This window comes from Maribacter sp. HS, assembly GCF_048059195.1.
In the GTDB taxonomy this organism is placed as follows: domain Bacteria; phylum Bacteroidota; class Bacteroidia; order Flavobacteriales; family Flavobacteriaceae; genus Maribacter; species Maribacter dokdonensis.
The window spans coordinates 928,039-944,825 of the sequence record NZ_JAYLVV010000002.1; the positions used below are offsets into that span (position 1 = coordinate 928,039).

Annotated in this window: 14 protein-coding genes; 10 read left to right on the forward strand and 4 right to left on the reverse strand. The window is 37.2% G+C overall.

Features of this window, described 5'->3' with window-relative positions; translation table 11 throughout:
* Positions 1-32: 32 nt before the first annotated feature.
* Together VBZ51_RS04065 and VBZ51_RS04070 are read right to left on the reverse strand one after the other, a co-directional pair.
* The gene (locus VBZ51_RS04065) at positions 33-1,280 is read right to left on the reverse strand and encodes an aspartate kinase (protein ID WP_058104126.1); all 1,248 of its coding nucleotides are present in this window, start codon (positions 1,278-1,280) and stop codon (positions 33-35) included.
* Between the two features lie 44 nt (positions 1,281-1,324).
* Positions 1,325-1,807, reverse strand: a complete 483-nt coding sequence (locus VBZ51_RS04070) for a GNAT family N-acetyltransferase (protein ID WP_215998527.1) — start codon at positions 1,805-1,807, stop codon at positions 1,325-1,327.
* A gap of 108 nt (positions 1,808-1,915) precedes the next feature.
* On the opposite strand from VBZ51_RS04070, the gene fbp reads away from it, so the two are divergent.
* Complete coding sequence (gene fbp / locus VBZ51_RS04075) at positions 1,916-2,926, forward strand: class 1 fructose-bisphosphatase (RefSeq protein WP_074671483.1); 1,011 nt, start codon at positions 1,916-1,918, stop codon at positions 2,924-2,926.
* Between the two features lie 55 nt (positions 2,927-2,981).
* Here the strand turns inward: fbp and VBZ51_RS04080 are convergent, their stop codons facing one another.
* Complete coding sequence (locus VBZ51_RS04080; protein ID WP_340158433.1) at positions 2,982-3,404, reverse strand: TerB family tellurite resistance protein; 423 nt, start codon at positions 3,402-3,404, stop codon at positions 2,982-2,984.
* 102 nt (positions 3,405-3,506) lie between these two features.
* On the opposite strand from VBZ51_RS04080, the gene VBZ51_RS04085 reads away from it, so the two are divergent.
* The 6 genes from VBZ51_RS04085 to VBZ51_RS04110 all read left to right on the forward strand — a co-directional run bounded on the left by VBZ51_RS04085 (position 3,507) and on the right by VBZ51_RS04110 (position 10,511).
* Positions 3,507-4,532: a ligase-associated DNA damage response exonuclease gene (locus VBZ51_RS04085; RefSeq protein WP_416576139.1), complete on the forward strand. Its 1,026-nt coding sequence runs from the start codon at positions 3,507-3,509 to the stop codon at positions 4,530-4,532.
* The gene (locus tag VBZ51_RS04090; RefSeq protein WP_416576140.1) at positions 4,529-6,235 is read left to right on the forward strand and encodes an ATP-dependent DNA ligase; all 1,707 of its coding nucleotides are present in this window, start codon (positions 4,529-4,531) and stop codon (positions 6,233-6,235) included. Before VBZ51_RS04085 ends, VBZ51_RS04090 begins: the two co-directional genes overlap by 4 nt.
* Positions 6,236-6,283: 48 nt before the next feature.
* Complete coding sequence (locus VBZ51_RS04095) at positions 6,284-6,388, forward strand: GIY-YIG nuclease family protein (RefSeq protein WP_416576141.1); 105 nt, start codon at positions 6,284-6,286, stop codon at positions 6,386-6,388.
* Positions 6,389-6,491: 103 nt separating this feature from the next.
* Entirely contained in the window at positions 6,492-8,963 is a 2,472-nt protein-coding gene (locus VBZ51_RS04100; RefSeq protein ID WP_416576142.1) for a ligase-associated DNA damage response DEXH box helicase, read from the forward strand.
* A 14-nt stretch (positions 8,964-8,977) separates the two neighbouring features.
* Positions 8,978-9,649, forward strand: a complete 672-nt coding sequence (gene pdeM / locus VBZ51_RS04105; RefSeq protein ID WP_286813203.1) for a ligase-associated DNA damage response endonuclease PdeM — start codon at positions 8,978-8,980, stop codon at positions 9,647-9,649.
* 58 nt (positions 9,650-9,707) lie between these two features.
* Positions 9,708-10,511, forward strand: coding sequence for a tryptophan-rich sensory protein (locus VBZ51_RS04110; RefSeq protein WP_416576143.1), 804 nt, complete (start codon positions 9,708-9,710; stop codon positions 10,509-10,511).
* On the opposite strand, the gene VBZ51_RS04115 is transcribed toward VBZ51_RS04110, so the two are convergent.
* The gene (locus tag VBZ51_RS04115; protein WP_416576144.1) at positions 10,508-11,857 is read right to left on the reverse strand and encodes a dihydrolipoyl dehydrogenase family protein; all 1,350 of its coding nucleotides are present in this window, start codon (positions 11,855-11,857) and stop codon (positions 10,508-10,510) included. The genes VBZ51_RS04110 and VBZ51_RS04115 overlap by 4 nt on opposite strands.
* Positions 11,858-11,981: 124 nt before the next feature.
* Here VBZ51_RS04115 and mfd point away from each other — a divergent pair, with 124 nt between their 5' ends.
* The 3 genes from mfd (at position 11,982) to yiaK (ending at position 16,785) form a co-directional block, all read left to right on the forward strand.
* Positions 11,982-15,350 (forward strand): transcription-repair coupling factor, encoded by a 3,369-nt coding sequence (gene mfd / locus VBZ51_RS04120; RefSeq protein WP_058104136.1) that lies wholly within the window; start codon positions 11,982-11,984, stop codon positions 15,348-15,350.
* Position 15,351: 1 nt separating this feature from the next.
* Entirely contained in the window at positions 15,352-15,678 is a 327-nt protein-coding gene (locus VBZ51_RS04125; RefSeq protein ID WP_071341087.1) for a TerB family tellurite resistance protein, read from the forward strand.
* A 93-nt stretch (positions 15,679-15,771) separates the two neighbouring features.
* Positions 15,772-16,785, forward strand: coding sequence for a 3-dehydro-L-gulonate 2-dehydrogenase (gene yiaK / locus VBZ51_RS04130; RefSeq protein ID WP_416576145.1), 1,014 nt, complete (start codon positions 15,772-15,774; stop codon positions 16,783-16,785).
* The last annotated feature ends 2 nt before the right edge of the window (positions 16,786-16,787 follow it).

Consider the following 16,787-nt stretch of genomic DNA (forward strand, 5'->3'; position numbering starts at 1 on the left):
ACCAATAATAAATTAGTGAAATAGTGACTGTATTACTTCACTACCAATTGAACGGTTTCCGTACCGCGCTGCTCCAATAACAACTCATGTCCGTTTTGCAAGGTCTCTAAAGCCTTATTGTCAAAATGCCTTATGGTATATAAAGAAACATTCTCGTGGTGTACCACTTTAAACTTACTTTTTAACTGTTGTAATAACGCAGCCAATCCTCCAAATTTATTGTCGATACAAACAGAAAAGCTAATAGCGGAATTCTGAATTAAATCTACCTTAATTTTATGCTGATGGAATAATTTAAAAAGCTCACTAATACTGTCTTCTACGATAAATGAAAAATCCAATGAGGATAATTTCATTAGTACCTGATTCTTCTTCACTATAAAGCAAGGTACTTTTGGTTCTATACCAACACCCTTACCTACCGTAGTACCTTTATCCTTTGGGTTGACAAAAGATTTTACGTGCAAAGGAATTTCCTTGCGCTGTAGAGGCTGCAATGTTTTAGGGTGAATAACGGATGCCCCATAAAAAGCAAGTTCAATAGCCTCTCTATACGAGATATTGTTAAGTAATTGTGTTTCTTCAAAATATCTAGGATCCGCATTTAAAACGCCTGGAACATCTTTCCAAATGGTTACGGAATCCGCATTTAGGCAATAGGCCAAAATAGCTGCCGTATAATCAGAACCTTCACGTCCCAAGGTTGTTGTAAAGTTATTGTCATCACTGCCTAAAAATCCTTGGGTTATGTTAAGAACCTTTTTATCAATATTGGTAACGTTCTTTTGCGTACGTTCCCAATCTACAGTGGTATCTCTATAACTACTGTCAGTCTTAATATAGTTTCTTACATCTAACCATTGGTTTGCAATGCCAATTTCTTTTAAATACGCACTAATTATTGTTGTAGATAACAGCTCACCGTAACCTACAATTTGATCATAAACAAAATTATAATTAGGAGATTTGTTCCAAACCAAAAAGCCGTTTATTTCATCGATCAATACTTTTATTTCTTTATAAATGGTATGTGAAGCATTTGGAAATAATTCTGACACTATAGCATGATGATAATCGACCAACTCAGAAACCTTAGCTGGTATTTCTTGTTTATCATTAAAATAGGCATTAATTATATCTTCCATGGCATTGGTGGTTTTCCCCATTGCCGAAACTACCAGTAACGTATTATCATACCCTACTTCCCTTAGAACCTTAACTACATTTTTAACCGCATTTGCATCTTTTACAGATGCTCCTCCAAATTTAAAAACCCTCATATTCAATCTATATCTAATCTATTTATTTTCTTTTTCCTTAATTCTTATGCAATGGCATTTAAATATGCTTTAATACCTTTTTGATCTAATTGAACTACATCCCAATCTCTCATTACATTGGCTCCTTTACTTTCATAAAAACCTATGGCAGGTTCGTTCCAATCCAGTACTTCCCAGCAAATTCTTCTTACCCCTAATTCATCACCATACTTCACCACTTCATCTAAAAGCGCCGTACCCAATCCTGTACCGCGCATTTCTTTGGTGACGATCAGGTCTTCTAAATGAATAACCGGTCCTTTCCACGTAGAATATCTTGGGTATACCAATGCCATACCTACAATTTTTTGATTCTTTTCTGCAACAAAACAGTGAAACAATTTCTGTTTACCAAAACCATCTTCCTTTAAATCTTGTACACTAACCTCAACGGCGTGTTCTTCCTTCTCAAAAGTGGCCAATTCTTGAATTAATTGATGCACTTGTTCCATGTCCCCTGCTTGGGCAACTCTAATTGTATACTCCATAATTGTTACAAATAAAACACAAAGTTATAAATTTAAAAAATGTAATTAAAATGAAAATGAAACGTTTAACAAAATACACGATATTTGTATATAACCATAAACTAAAGAATGTCTCCAAAAAGAAATCAGACCCTAGGGGAGTTTATTATTGAAAATCAAGATTCATTTCAGTACTCTTCGGGCGAATTATCAAAACTTATTAATGCCATTAGATTAGCGGCCAAAGTTGTAAACCATGAGGTAAGCAAAGCAGGACTAATTGATATTCTAGGTGGCGTAGGCGAAACCAACATTCAAGGTGAAGACCAACAAAAACTAGATCTTTTCGCGAACGATAAATTTATTCAAACATTAAAAAACCGGGAAATTGTATGTGGTATCGCCTCGGAAGAGGAAGATAGTTTTATCAGCATCAACAGTAACGATGATAACCACCAGAACAAATATGTAGTACTGATCGACCCTTTAGACGGCTCGTCTAACATCGATGTAAATGTTTCTGTGGGTACCATTTTTTCTATTTACAGACGGGTTACCCCTATTGGAACACCTGTTACTATGGAAGATTTTTTACAGCCTGGTCACAAACAAGTTGCCGCCGGTTACGTAGTTTACGGCACCTCTACTATGTTGGTATATACCACAGGTGATGGTGTAAACGGTTTTACCCTAAACCCTGCATTGGGTACTTTTTACCTATCGCACCCAAATATGCAATTCCCTGAAGATGGTAGAATTTACTCCGTAAACGAAGGTAATTATGTGCATTTTCACCAAGGCGTAAAAGATTATATCAAGTACTGCCAAATGGAAGAGGAGGATAGACCCTATACCTCAAGATATATTGGATCCTTGGTTTCAGATTTTCATAGAAACATGATCAAAGGTGGCATTTACATGTACCCTAAAAGTAGTGTTACAGAAAGCGGTAAATTAAGGTTATTGTATGAATGTAATCCTATGGCATTTTTAGCCGAACAAGCGAACGGACTTGCAATTGGCGGCAAAAATCGAATTATGGACATACAACCAACAGAACTGCACCAAAGGGTTCCTTTCTTCTGCGGAAGTAAGAACATGGTCATAAAACTTCAAGAATTTTTAGATAAATATCATTAATAAAAAAGGGAGCTAAAAGCTCCCTTTTTCTTTACCCTTTCTTCAAGGCTAAAAATTATTTCTTTAATAAATACAAGTAATCTTCAAAATCGAATTTTCCTCCAAAAATAGCTACTGAACGCTCAATAACCTTATCTGCTTTATCACCGGTAAAACCAAGACCAATAGCATACTTTTTAATTAAAATTCTTTCTTCGTCATCAATTTCATGATCAGAATAAACAATTCTAAATAGGTCATATAAACGCTCCAATCTTTTTTCGGAATCTGGCGTTGAATCTATTGGATATTTATTTTCTTTCTTAAAAACCTCCTCATACTCAGATTTGGTGATATCTAGTTTCGTAGCAAAACGATCTAGCATTTTTCTTTCCTCTGTACTAATTTCACCGTCTACTGACGCTAAAGTTGCCAAAGCTGCAAAGTGGGCCAAATTTCTTCTGTGCTCACCGCTAGTATATAAATCTGCAAAAGACATATCTTATTTTTTAATTATTGAGCAAATATAATTTTTTTAGAGGTCATAGTTTACTTTGACATCAACTTTGTTAAAATACAAAATTTGTAACTTGACAAAGCTATGAAAACTCCCTTACTACAATTTACCAACAATGGTATTTATTGCGAAAAAGCCAATGTATACATAGATCCGTGGAAACCGGTAGGCCACGCCATAATCTCTCATGGGCATGCAGACCATAGTAGATATGGTCATAAGAAATATATAACGCACCACCGCAACGTACCAATAATTCAACATCGTTTAGGTGAAATAAATGTTACCGGAAAAGAATGGGGAGAAATCTTCACGGTCAACAATGTAAAGTTTAGTCTTCACCCAGCCGGGCATATTATTGGCTCGTCACAAATTAGGGTAGAACATAAAGATGAAGTATGGGTTTTTACAGGAGATTATAAAACTGAAAATGACGGCATCTCCACACCGTATGAACCTATAAAATGTAACACCTTTATCACAGAATGTACCTTTGGACTACCTGCATTTAAATGGACACCCCAAGAAGAAATTCTAGAAAACATCAATAATTGGTGGGCAGAAAATAGAGCTGAAGGTAAAACATCCATACTTTTTGGATATAGTCTAGGCAAAGCACAACGATTATTAAAATACCTAGATACCGACATTGGAGAAATATACACCCATGGCGCCATTGAAAATATGACCCAGGTACTTAGACCGATGGTAGATTTTCCTAAAACCACTTTAATTACCAGAGACACCAAAAAAGAGCAGCTATTGGGCAATATAGTATTGGCACCACCAAGTGCACATGGTAGTACTTGGATCAGAAAAATGGTACCCTATGTTACTGCTTCCGCAAGCGGATGGATGACCTTTAGGGGAGCAAGACGAAGAAGGGCTATTGACAAAGGTTTTGTTTTAAGCGATCATTGCGATTGGTCCGGTCTTTTAGAAAGTATTGAAGCTACAGGCGCCGAAAAAATTATATGTACACATGGTTATACCGATATATTCTCGAAATATTTACGGGAACAAGGTTATGATGCCCGTACGGAAGCTACGCAATATAGCGAAGAAGAAACAGAAGCTCCGTTAGCTTCAAAATCTACCGCATCTGTATGAGAAATTTTGCACAGCTTATAAAAACCTTGGATAGCACCAACAAAACTACGATTAAGGTACAGGCATTGACCGACTATTTTCTTAAAGCCGATGATGCCGATAAGGTTTGGACCATAGCAATTTTATCGCATCGTAGACCACCAAGACCGGTAAATACAACGCTATTAAGAACTTGGGCTTCAGAATTGGCAAACATTCCACTGTGGTTATTTGAAGAAAGCTATCATATTGTTGGTGATCTTGCAGAAACCATAGCATTGGTCATTCCGGCAGCCGACCAATCGTCGGACAAAAGTTTAACCGATTTTCTTCAAGAAATGATTGCCCTTAAAAAGAAGACAGACGAAGAAAAAAGAGCATATCTCTACGAAAATTGGAGTGTTTTAAACTATTACGAACGGTTTGTGTTCACAAAACTGATTACTGGCGGATTCAGAATTGGGGTAAGTCAAAAACTAATGACACGTGCCTTGGCAAAAGCCACCCAAATTGATGAAGATATTCTAGCCTATAAATTAATGGGCAACTGGGACCCGAATAAAATCACTTTTCAACAATTGGTTTTAGAGGAAAATGAGAGCGATTACCTTTCAAAACCTTATCCTTTTTATTTGGCTTATGCCATTGAAGGTGAAGTATCAGACTTAGGCGATATACAAGAATGGTCTGCAGAACATAAATGGGATGGAATTCGTTCTCAAGTGATCTTAAGAAACAATGAATTATTTGTTTGGAGCCGTGGCGAAGAATTGGTAACGGATAAGTATCCCGAATTTGAAAAATTCATAGGCGTTATTCCTAACGGTACGGTTATAGATGGTGAAATTCTCCCTTTTCCAAAAGGTGGTATCGGCACCTTTAACGATTTACAAACCCGCATTGGTAGAAAAAACGTAACCGCCGCACTTTTAAAAAAAGTTCCGGTAATCTTAAAAGCATATGATATTCTTGAATGGGCAGGAGAAGATATTCGCAAATTACCTTTTATTGAACGTAGAGAAATTTTAGAGCATCTATTTAAAAATGTCACTGAGCAAAACCAAAGTGGGGTCACTGAGCGTAGCCGAAGCGAGGTCACTGAGCGTAGCCGAAGCGAGGTCACTGAGCGTAGCCGAAGTGATGTTCCCCTTCACCTCTCTAAAACCATGTATTTTAATTCATGGGAAGAAATGGCTGAAGAAAGAGACCGCTCTCGCGAAATGCACAGCGAAGGACTAATGCTAAAAAGAAAAGATTCGCCCTATTTAGTAGGTCGTAAGAAAGGCGATTGGTGGAAATGGAAAGTTGACCCACTGACCATAGATGCGGTTCTTACCTATGCCATGCGTGGTCATGGTAGGCGAAGTAATCTTTTTACAGATTATACTTTTGCCCTTTGGAAGGATAATGAAGTAGGAGAAAAAGAACTGGTAACCTTTGCAAAAGCATATTCCGGATTAACCGATGCGGAATTTAGAAAACTAGATGCTTGGATAAAGAAAAATACCTTAGAAAGATTTGGACCCGTTCGTAGTGTTACTCCGCATCACGTATTTGAAATCGCCTTTGAGGGTATAGCATTATCCAAACGACATAAAAGTGGTGTTGCTACCCGTTTTCCTAGAATGTTACGCTGGAGAAAAGATAAGAACATCCATGAAGCAAATACCTTGGATGAATTAAAGGGATTAATTCCGAGCGAAGCGAAGGAATCTGTTAAATAAAAAACGAATAATTAATTTACATCTGTTGATTTCACAAGCTTAAATAAAATGAAAGGATATGTCTATATAACAACCAATAAAAATAAAACAGTTCTTTATGTTGAAGCTACAGATGATATTAAAAGGAGAGTTAATAAACTCAATGAATCCTGAATGGGGTGATATTTCCATTAATTGGTTAGATGATAATTTTAAGTTTCGGAACAAAAAATAAAATTCAAGAATAAATTAAACAGATTGCTTCGCTTTACTCGCAATGGTAAAAAAACAAGAACTCTACGATATAGCCGAAAACTGGTTTCAGGAACAAAACTGGAAACCCTTTAAGTTTCAAAAAGATACTTGGAAAGCTTTTCTACAGAGTAAAGACGGACTATTAAATGCTCCAACCGGTAGTGGTAAAACCTATGCTTTATGGTTTCCTATTGTTTTAAATTACATAAAGAACAATCCAGATTACAAGACCAAACATAAAAAAGGGCTAAAAGCTATTTGGATAACGCCATTACGTGCATTATCGCAAGAAATTAAGCAATCGGCAGAACGCATTACGCAAGACCTGGGCACACAGATGACCGTGGGTATTCGCTCTGGAGATACTACCACCAAAGAGCGGGCGCAGCAAAAAAAGCAAATGCCCGATCTGCTGATCACCACTCCAGAAAGTCTTCAGTTACTGCTTGCTACAAAAGGTTATGATAAAATTTTTAAAGACTGCTCGGCAATTGTAGTAGATGAATGGCATGAAATATTGGGCACCAAGCGTGGCGTACAAATGGAACTTGCCTTATCACGTTTAAAAAATATATCCTCGCAATTAAGAATTTGGGGCATCTCTGCAACTATTGGTAATCTAGAACAGGCACGAGATGTTTTGTTGGGCATTGATTCTAAAACAATTGAAAACTCGGTACTCATAAAAGCCAAACTCAATAAAAAGATTACGGTTAAAAGTATTATTCCCAAAAAAATGGAAACCTTTCCATGGCGTGGTCATTTAGGTTTACACCTTTTGGAAGATGTTGTTCCCATCATCAATAGTAGCAAAACCACTTTACTCTTCACCAATACCCGTAGCCAATGTGAAATTTGGTTTCAAAAAATCTTGGAAAAGCACCCAGAATATGCCGGAGAAATGGCAATGCACCATGGCAGCATTAATAAGGAAACTCGCGTTTGGGTAGAAAATGCAATTCGCAATGAACAGTTGAAAGCAGTGGTTTGCACCTCAAGTTTGGATCTTGGAGTAGATTTTGCCCCTGTAGAAACGGTAGTACAGATTGGAGGACCCAAAGGTGTTGCCCGTTTTTTACAACGTGCCGGTCGCAGTGGTCATAGTCCCGGTAAAGAAAGTGTCATTTATTTTTTACCCACCCACGCCATTGAACTTATTGAAGCATCGGCTTTGCAAAAAGCAGTAAAGCTGAATACAGTAGAAGACCGTATACCTTACCTTAACAGCTATGATGTGCTTTTGCAATACTTGACCACTTTGGCCATATCTGACGGATTCTACCCTAAAGAAATTTTTGAAGAGGTGAAACAAACTTTTTGCTACCAAACGATGACCGAAGACCAGTGGCAATGGTTATTGAATTTTTTGGTGATGGGCAGTCAAAGCCTACAAAGCTATGATGAATACAAAAAAGTAGAAATTGAGGAGGACGGGAAATTTAAGGTCAATAACCGTGGTGTTGCCATGCGGCATCGTTTTCAAATAGGCACTATTGTTGGCGATGTAAACTTATCGGTTAAATATCAGAAAGGAGGATATATAGGGTCTATAGAAGAGTTTTTTGTTTCTAAACTCAACAAAGGCGACGTGTTTACATTTGCCGGCAGAAATCTAGAATTCATCCGAATAAAAGAAATGACGGTGCAGGTGCGCAATAGCAATAAGAAAACCAACAAAATTTCTAGTTGGATGGGGAGCCGACTCACCCTTTCCGCACAAATGTCAGAGTTATTGCGAAATGAATTATACAGTTCAGGTGAACCAATAAAAAATCAATCTGAGGAAATAAGGGCTTTGGCACCACTTTTTGAAAGACAAAGACGAGACAGCATTGTACCCAAACCATCAGAATTTTTAATTGAAACCTTTAAGACCAGAGATGGATATCACCACCTGTTCTACCCTTTTGAGGGTAGATTTGTTCATGAAGCCATGGGCAGTTTACTGGGGTATCGTATTAGTTTACTATCCCCTATTACATTCTCTTTGGCATTTAATGATTATGGTTTTGAACTTCTTTCTGACCAACCCATAGACGTACAACAGGTGCTGGACAACGACCTGTTCACTACAGATTTTATGCTGGATGATTTGCAAAAAAGTCTGAATGCCACAGAAATGGCTCGCCGAAGATTTAGGGATGTTGCCATTATAAGTGGTATGGTCTTTACCGGATACCCAAAAAAAGGTATTAAAATGAAGCACTTGCAAAGCAGTTCTCAACTATTGTTCGATGTATTTAGGGACTACGAACCAGAAAATTTACTCTTCCAACAAGCCTTTACGGAAACCTTTGAACACCAGTTGGAAGAAGGGAGATTACGATTATCGTTAGAGCGCATTGCCACGCAAGAAATTGTTTGGAAAGAGTGCGCAAAACCTACCCCGTTTTCTTTCCCGCTGATTACCGATCGTATGAGCAGGGAAAAATTGTCTAGCGAAAAGCTAGCAGACCGTATTAAGAAAATGGCAGCCTTATTGATGAAGAAATAGGTAATTTTGCAGTAATGACCCATTCTATTACCCTACATGATCAAATTTTTGAAATGCATTTTTCTGGCGCATTATTTTGGGAAAAGCATTCCATACTTTTAATTAGTGATGTGCATTTGGGCAAGGTTTCCCATTTTAGAAAATATGGCGCTGCGGTACCACAACAAGCCGTACAGCAAAATTTTGATGCGTTAACAGCGGTTGTTGAACATTTTAAACCAAAATCCATCCTTTTTTTGGGCGATTTGTTTCATTCTGCCTTAAATATAGAATGGTCACTTTTTGAGCAATGGGTGCAAACTACATCTCAAGAAATTATATTGGTAAGTGGCAATCACGATATCATTTCTCCGCTGAAATATGAAGCGCTAAATATTAAGGTAATTCCGGAATTAACACTTGATTCTTTTCTACTTACACATCATCCAGAAGAGCGCGATGGTTTCTTCAATTTTTCAGGGCATATTCATCCTGCCATTAAATTAAGTGGATTAGGTAGGCAATCGGTACGTTTACCTTGCTTCTACAAAACGGAACACCAAATGATCGTACCTGCTTTTGGAGAATTTACGGGCACCTATACCCTAGAACCTTGTGAGGGCTGTGAAGTCTATGCCCTTTTGGGTGATGCCGTATTACCCGTACCTATAAAAGAAGTGAAAAAAAGGCGGTTTAAACGAAAATAGTCCATTTAATATGCTAAAGGGCATACCTTTATAAAATATCTACCATAATTTTATAGGGATGAAAAAAAAGTTATCCATACTTAATTTGGTATCTGTCGTTTTGGTAATTGCCGTGAATTATATTTCACAAGCCTATTCACTTAACGACACCACTATAGGTGAAATGAGTAGGCGTTATGACAACTTATTTACCCCTGCCGGATATGCTTTTGCCATATGGGGCATTATATTTCTAGGCTTATTGGGCTATGGTATTTTTCAGGTAAAGAGAGCCTTCTTCAGTAACCAGAAAAGCAATTTTATAGAACAGACTGGGTACTGGTTCTTTTTAGCCAATATATTGAACTGTTGTTGGGTGTTTGCCTTCATGTACAATTACACAGGATTTTCAGTAATTATCATGCTCGGGATATTACTGTCACTGATAAAAATAATTCTTAATACAAATATGGAACGTTGGGACGCCCCGATTTCCACAATAGCTTTTGTTTGGTGGCCTATATGTTTTTATAGTGGATGGATTTCTGTAGCCACAATAGCCAACATTGCGGCATATTTAAGTAAACTAGATTGGAACGGGGGCATACTTTCTGAACAAGCCTGGACAATCAATATGATTGTAGCGGCTACGATCATTAATCTATTTATGATTTGGAAAAGAAATATGCGAGAATTTGCCCTGGTAGGCATTTGGGCATTATTTGCCATTTTTATAAGACACAACGGGTTTAATATGTACATTGCCTATGCAGCTATTACGGGAGTTATTATACTTTTTGTTGCAACTACGATCCATGCCATGAAAAATCATGAGACCAACCCATTTAAAAAACTGAAAGAAAGATTGAGAGATAAGAATTAAACCATACTCTTAATATCATTTACCCACGAAGGATACGTAAAAATAGTCGACTTAATATCCCTATCTGTCATTTTATTATTTATAGCCATGGTAAAAATGTTTATGGTCTCACCAGCATTAGGACCAATTAAGTGAGCCCCAACAATTTCTCTTGTTCTTTCGTTTAAAATTACCTTGTAGGCATACAACGGTGCATTTATACGCTTGGCATTGAACCAATCTGTAGACACCTCATAATTAACAATGATATTTTTATATCTAGCACGGGCTTCTTCTTCAGAATAACCTACGGTAGCCAAATTTGGTAAGGTAAAAACAACAGAAGGTACTACAGGCACTTCCAATTCTTTTTTATTTCCGTTGATAATATTCTCTGCAACTACATAACCTTGTCTTCCAGAAAGAGGGGTCAAAGGCAAATTTTTGTCAGATACATCTCCGCAGGCATAAACATTGACATTGCTCTTACTTTGCAAAAAGTCGTTGGTAACTACTCCGCTATCTGTAAAATCAACATTACCATTATCCAAATCTAGCTCAGCCAATGCCGGTACACGACCTGCAGTATTAAAAACCATATGGGCTTCAATAGTTTTTATACCACCTTTGACCTCATAGCTTAAAAAATGTTTCTTTCGTTTCTTTTTAAGTGAAGTTGGTTTCGCCTCAAAAATGAAAGTAATACCTAAAGATTCAGAATACTTTTTCAGTGCTTTAACCATGTCCGGATCAAATGCATGTAATGGTCGTTTACCCGTATCTACAACAGTGACCTTTGCTCCTGCGCGTGCGGCCATATGGGCAAACTCCATCCCAATGTAACCACCACCGACAAAAACAATATGCTCTGGCAATTTTTTAAGGTTCAGAAAATCATCACTATTCTTAAAATGTTTTGAGCCCTTAATTTCTATTTTTCTAGGTACTTGCCCTGTAGCAATCACAATTTTTTGGGCACTTATTTTTTTACCCTCCACCAGTAACGTTCGCTCATCAATAAACTTTGGAGATTGGTGAAAAAGGTGAATACCTTTCTCTTTTAAAACCCGCTCTGTGGCAACAGGCACGTTAACGGTGAAATTACGTTTATACTTTTGCAACTTGCCCCAGTTAATTTTAGGTGTTTTGGCAACGCCTTTCCCCTTCAAATTTTCACTAAGTTCATAAGCCTCCATTGCCCCCAATAATATTTTTTTGGGATCACAACCTCTGTTTGCACAAGTACCTCCAAATTCGCGGTTATCGGCTATTGCAACTCTCAAACCAGCTTCAACGCATGATTTTGCCACGGTTTGCCCGGCGATACCACTTCCTATTACAAAAACATCAAATGCATTTTCTTCCATAAACCTTACTTTATTAGCTACACCACAATTTCCAACTTTTTAAGGGTAATGTGTAGCCCATATGTGATAATAATGAGTGGTATCCATTAATTAGGTATACGTATATTTGCAAAAATTTAAACTGTTGAGTCATTCTTCTATCCAACAACGGTATGCCCAGTCTCCCCAAATAGGGAAACTGCAAAACGCTATTGCCGAATCTGAACAATCAGGAACAAAAAATATTCAACTTAAAGGTCTTGTAGGGTCATCGTTATCCTTTGTACTTTCTAGTATTTTCGAATCTGAAGACCGACCGTTTTTGGCGATATTCAATGATAAGGAAGAGGCGGCCTATTACCTTAACGATCTAGAACGGTTAATTGGTGAAGACCATGTGCTATTCTACCCGGGCAGTTATAGAAGACCTTACCAAATTGAAGAGACAGACAATGCCAATGTGCTTTTACGGGCAGAGGTATTGAACAGAATAAATTCCAGAAAAAAACCTGCGGTAATTGTCACCTACCCAGATGCGCTGTTCGAAAAAGTGGTCACCAGAAAAGAATTGGACAAGAATACCCTAAAAATGAAGTTAGGGGATACGCTTTCTTTAGACTTTTTAAATGAAATACTTTTTGAGTATAAGTTTAAACGCGTAGATTTCATAACAGAACCTGGTGAGTTTTCAGTTAGGGGCGGTATTGTTGATGTCTATTCGTTTTCTAACGATGAACCCTATAGAATTGAATTTTTTGGAGATGAAATAGACAGCATACGTACTTTCGATGTTGAGTCGCAGCTTTCAAAAGAGAAAATAAAATCAATTACCATAGTGCCAAATATGGCAGATAAGTTTTTGGTTGAAAAACGCCAAAGCTTTTTAACCTATGTTGCCTCTAAAACATTAGTATTTGCTAAAAACACCGATTTATTATATGACAGATTAGATGATTTCTTCGGCAAGGCAAAGGAAGCATTCACAAAACTCTCAAAAGATATAAAACATGCCGAGCCCGAAGAACTTTTTATGGGAGGCAATGAATTTAGGGAGCAACTTTCCGGTTTTACGGTTTTAAGTCAAGATGCCCATAAAGATGCGCCCAACCTTGTTGAATTTCACTCAAAACCTCAACCATCTTTCAACAAAAAATTCGATTTATTAATCGAAAACTTAAATGGTTATAAAGACAAAGAATACACCAATTTTATATTCTGTGCCAGTGAACAGCAGGCAAAACGTTTTCATGACATTTTTGAAGAAGTAAACCAACAGGTTCATTACCAAACCATTGTTTCGCCCCTTTTTCAAGGCTTTATAGATGACGACCAAAAACTGGTTTGCTATACTGACCATCAAATATTTGAACGTTACCATAAATTCCACTTAAAAAACGGTTATGCCAAAAAACAGGCCATAACGTTAAAAGAGCTGAACAAGCTTGAAATTGGGGACTATGTAACCCATATTGACCACGGAATTGGAAAATTCGGCGGATTACAAAAAATAGATGTTGAAGGTAAAAAGCAAGAAGCCATTAAATTAATGTACGGCGAACGAGATATTTTATATGTGAGCATACATTCTTTACATAAAATATCCAAGTTCAACGGTAAGGATGGTGCTCCGCCAAAAATTTACAAACTTGGTTCTGGTGCTTGGAAAAAAATAAAGGATAAGACAAAATCCAGGGTCAAGAAAATTGCCTTCAACCTTATTAAGGTCTATGCAAAAAGAAGATTGGAAAAAGGGTTTCAATATAATCCAGACAGTTATTTACAGAATGAACTAGAAGCTTCGTTCATCTACGAAGACACGCCCGATCAAAGTTCAGCTACCGAAGACGTAAAGCGCGATATGGAAAGTGAACGCCCTATGGACCGTTTAATATGTGGCGATGTAGGTTTCGGTAAAACCGAAGTAGCCATAAGGGCCGCGTTCAAAGCAGTGGATAATGGCAAGCAAGTTGCTGTTTTGGTACCCACTACTATTTTGGCTTTTCAACATCATAGAACTTTTTCCGAACGTTTAAAAGATATGCCGGTAACCGTAGATTATTTAAATAGGTTTAGAACGGCAAAAGAGAAAAAAGAGACCATTCAACGTTTAGGTGAGGGCAAAGTAGATATTATTATTGGTACGCATCAACTGGTCAACAAAAATGTCCAATTCAAAGATTTGGGACTTTTAATTGTAGATGAAGAACAAAAATTTGGGGTTGCCGTAAAAGACAAATTAAAATCAATTAAAGAAAATGTAGATGTTTTAACGTTGACGGCTACGCCAATACCAAGAACACTTCAATTTAGTTTGATGGCAGCCAGAGATTTATCTACCATAACCACAGCGCCACCAAATAGGTACCCCATTGAAAGTCAGGTAATCCGTTTTAACGAAGAAACTATTAGGGATGCGGTAAGTTATGAGATTGAAAGAGGTGGACAAGTCTTCTTTATTCACAACCGTATTGAAAACATAAAAGAAGTGGCCGGTATGATCCAGAGATTAGTGCCCGATGCAAAAGTAGGTATTGGCCACGGTCAAATGGACGGCAAAAAACTAGAGGCGTTAATGCTTGGTTTTATGAACAGTGAATTTGACGTTCTGGTTTCAACAACAATTGTGGAAAGCGGTTTAGATGTGACTAATGCCAATACAATTTTCATTAACAACGCCAATAACTTTGGTTTAAGTGATTTACACCAAATGCGTGGTAGAGTTGGTCGTGGTAATAAAAAGGCATTCTGCTATTTTATTACACCACCGTATGAAGTAATGACAACCGATGCCCGCAAACGAATTGAGGCTTTAGAACAATTTACAGAACTGGGCAGTGGTTTTAACATTGCCATGAAAGATTTGGAGATTAGAGGCGCGGGAGACCTATTGGGTGGTGAGCAAAGCGGATTTATCAATGAAATTGGTTTTGAAACCTATCAAAAAATTCTTGCCGAAGCTATAGAGGAATTAAAAGAAAATGAATTTAAAGACCTTTATGATGAAGTTGAAGGCAAGCAAGAAAAGATATTTGTAAAAGAAACACAGATAGATTCTGATTTTGAATTACTCTTCCCGGATGACTACATCAATAATATAACAGAAAGACTAACGTTATATACAGAACTGAATCAAGTAAAGGATGAGGAAGCCCTTCAAAAATTTGAAGCACAGCTTGTAGACCGTTTTGGCGAATTGCCCGATGAAGCTCAAGATTTACTGAATTCAGTACGTATAAAATGGATTGCTAACAGCATTGGTTTAGAGAAAATTGTAATGAAACAAGGTAAAATGATCGGTTATTTTATAAGTGACCAACAATCGGCCTTTTATCAAACTTCAACATTTACCAAAGTATTACAATATGTACAATCACATGCTCAGCAATGCAAGATCAAAGAAAAACAGACCCGTAACGGTCTAAGACTTTTATTGGTTTTTGATAGTATAAGATCAATTGACAGAGCTTATTTAGCATTAAGACCCTTTGAAAGTAAAGAAAAAACAACAGTATAAAATGGAATTTGACATCTCAGAAAAATTGGCGATCGTCCATCTTATAGACTCTGTAATCATTGCAGACGGTAAAGTACATGAAGGTGAAATTAATGCCCTTAGCAAATTAATGCCCATTATTGACTTTGATAGTAATTTCTTAATTCAGGCACGTACCATAGACATTGATCAAAGTGTACTTATTCTAAAGGAAATGACTGAAGATAAAAAAAGTAAGCTAGCAGAAATCCTAGAAGAAGTCGCTATTTCAGATGGCTATGTGCATGAAAAGGAAAGTGATGTAATACGTCATGTATTTTCAGAGATAGGCGTTTCTAAAAAAGCTTAATCATATCCTGTTACAATAATTGTGTTGACTCTATATTAATTTATTATCCGTAGCAACTTATGTATCTTAACGGTAGAATTTAAATAAACCGTTTTGAACCACACCATAGTTTCTTCACAAGAAATGCAAACTGTATTGGCGACTTTGTTCACCAAATACAATTTTCCACAAGAACAGGCAAAAACATTGGCCCGTATACATACCGAAAGTACAATTGATGGCATATATTCACATGGTATCAATAGAATACCCGTATTTATAGATTACGTAAAAAAGGGGTTAATTAATATAGACACCACAGCAAGTAAAGTTACTGCTATGGGAAGTATAGAAAGGTGGGATGGCAACCGTGCATCTGGCGTACTCAACGCCATAAAATGTACGAACAGGGCTGTTGATATGGCTAAAACGTACGGCATGGGCTTAGTTGCCCTTAGAAATACCAATCATTGGATGCGCGGTGGCACTTATGCCTGGCAAGCAGCTGAAAAAGGATGCATCTCTATACTTTTTACAAACACGATACCTAATATGCCAGCTTGGGGCGGAAAAGAAAATAGGATTGGCAATAACCCATTAGTCATTGGTATTCCACGTAAAAATGGACATGTAGTTTTAGACATGGCACTATCACAATATTCTTTCGGGAAAATGCAAAGTTTAGCTTTAAACGACCAAGATTTACCCTTTGACGGTGGATGGGATAATGACGGAAATTTAAGTAAAGACCCAAAAGCCATTATTGATTCTGGTAAGGCATTACCCGTTGGCCATTGGAAAGGATCTGCACTATCAATGATTTTAGATATGTTAGCCACTTTATTGTCAGCAGGAAACTCAACGTATAAAATAGGCTTAGAAAAAGATGAAACCGCGTTATCACAAGTATTTCTATGCATAGACCCATCAACCTTTAAGGATACAGAAATTCAAGAAAAACTACTAAACGAAATTATTGGTTTTACCCATGACAGCAGTCCAATCTCAAAGGGAGACAGAACCTACTACCCAGGGGAAAGAACTTTAAAACAAAGGTCAAAATCCATTAAAGAAGGAATGCAGGTCAACACGGTAATATGGAAAAAAGTTCATGAGCTTATTGCGTAAAC

Coding starts and splice junctions, on each gene's coding strand:
- pdeM (WP_286813203.1), top strand. CDS start 8,978: ATGACCCATTCTATTACCCTACATGATCAAATTTTTGAAATGCATTTT.
- VBZ51_RS04085 (WP_416576139.1), top strand. CDS start 3,507: ATGAAAACTCCCTTACTACAATTTACCAACAATGGTATTTATTGCGAA.
- VBZ51_RS04070 (WP_215998527.1), bottom strand. CDS start 1,807: ATGGAGTATACAATTAGAGTTGCCCAAGCAGGGGACATGGAACAAGTG.
- VBZ51_RS04115 (WP_416576144.1), bottom strand. CDS start 11,857: ATGGAAGAAAATGCATTTGATGTTTTTGTAATAGGAAGTGGTATCGCC.
- VBZ51_RS04080 (WP_340158433.1), bottom strand. CDS start 3,404: ATGTCTTTTGCAGATTTATATACTAGCGGTGAGCACAGAAGAAATTTG.
- VBZ51_RS04065 (WP_058104126.1), bottom strand. CDS start 1,280: ATGAGGGTTTTTAAATTTGGAGGAGCATCTGTAAAAGATGCAAATGCG.
- VBZ51_RS04110 (WP_416576143.1), top strand. CDS start 9,708: ATGAAAAAAAAGTTATCCATACTTAATTTGGTATCTGTCGTTTTGGTA.
- fbp (WP_074671483.1), top strand. CDS start 1,916: ATGTCTCCAAAAAGAAATCAGACCCTAGGGGAGTTTATTATTGAAAAT.
- VBZ51_RS04095 (WP_416576141.1), top strand. CDS start 6,284: ATGAAAGGATATGTCTATATAACAACCAATAAAAATAAAACAGTTCTT.
- VBZ51_RS04100 (WP_416576142.1), top strand. CDS start 6,492: ATGGTAAAAAAACAAGAACTCTACGATATAGCCGAAAACTGGTTTCAG.
- VBZ51_RS04090 (WP_416576140.1), top strand. CDS start 4,529: ATGAGAAATTTTGCACAGCTTATAAAAACCTTGGATAGCACCAACAAA.
- VBZ51_RS04125 (WP_071341087.1), top strand. CDS start 15,352: ATGGAATTTGACATCTCAGAAAAATTGGCGATCGTCCATCTTATAGAC.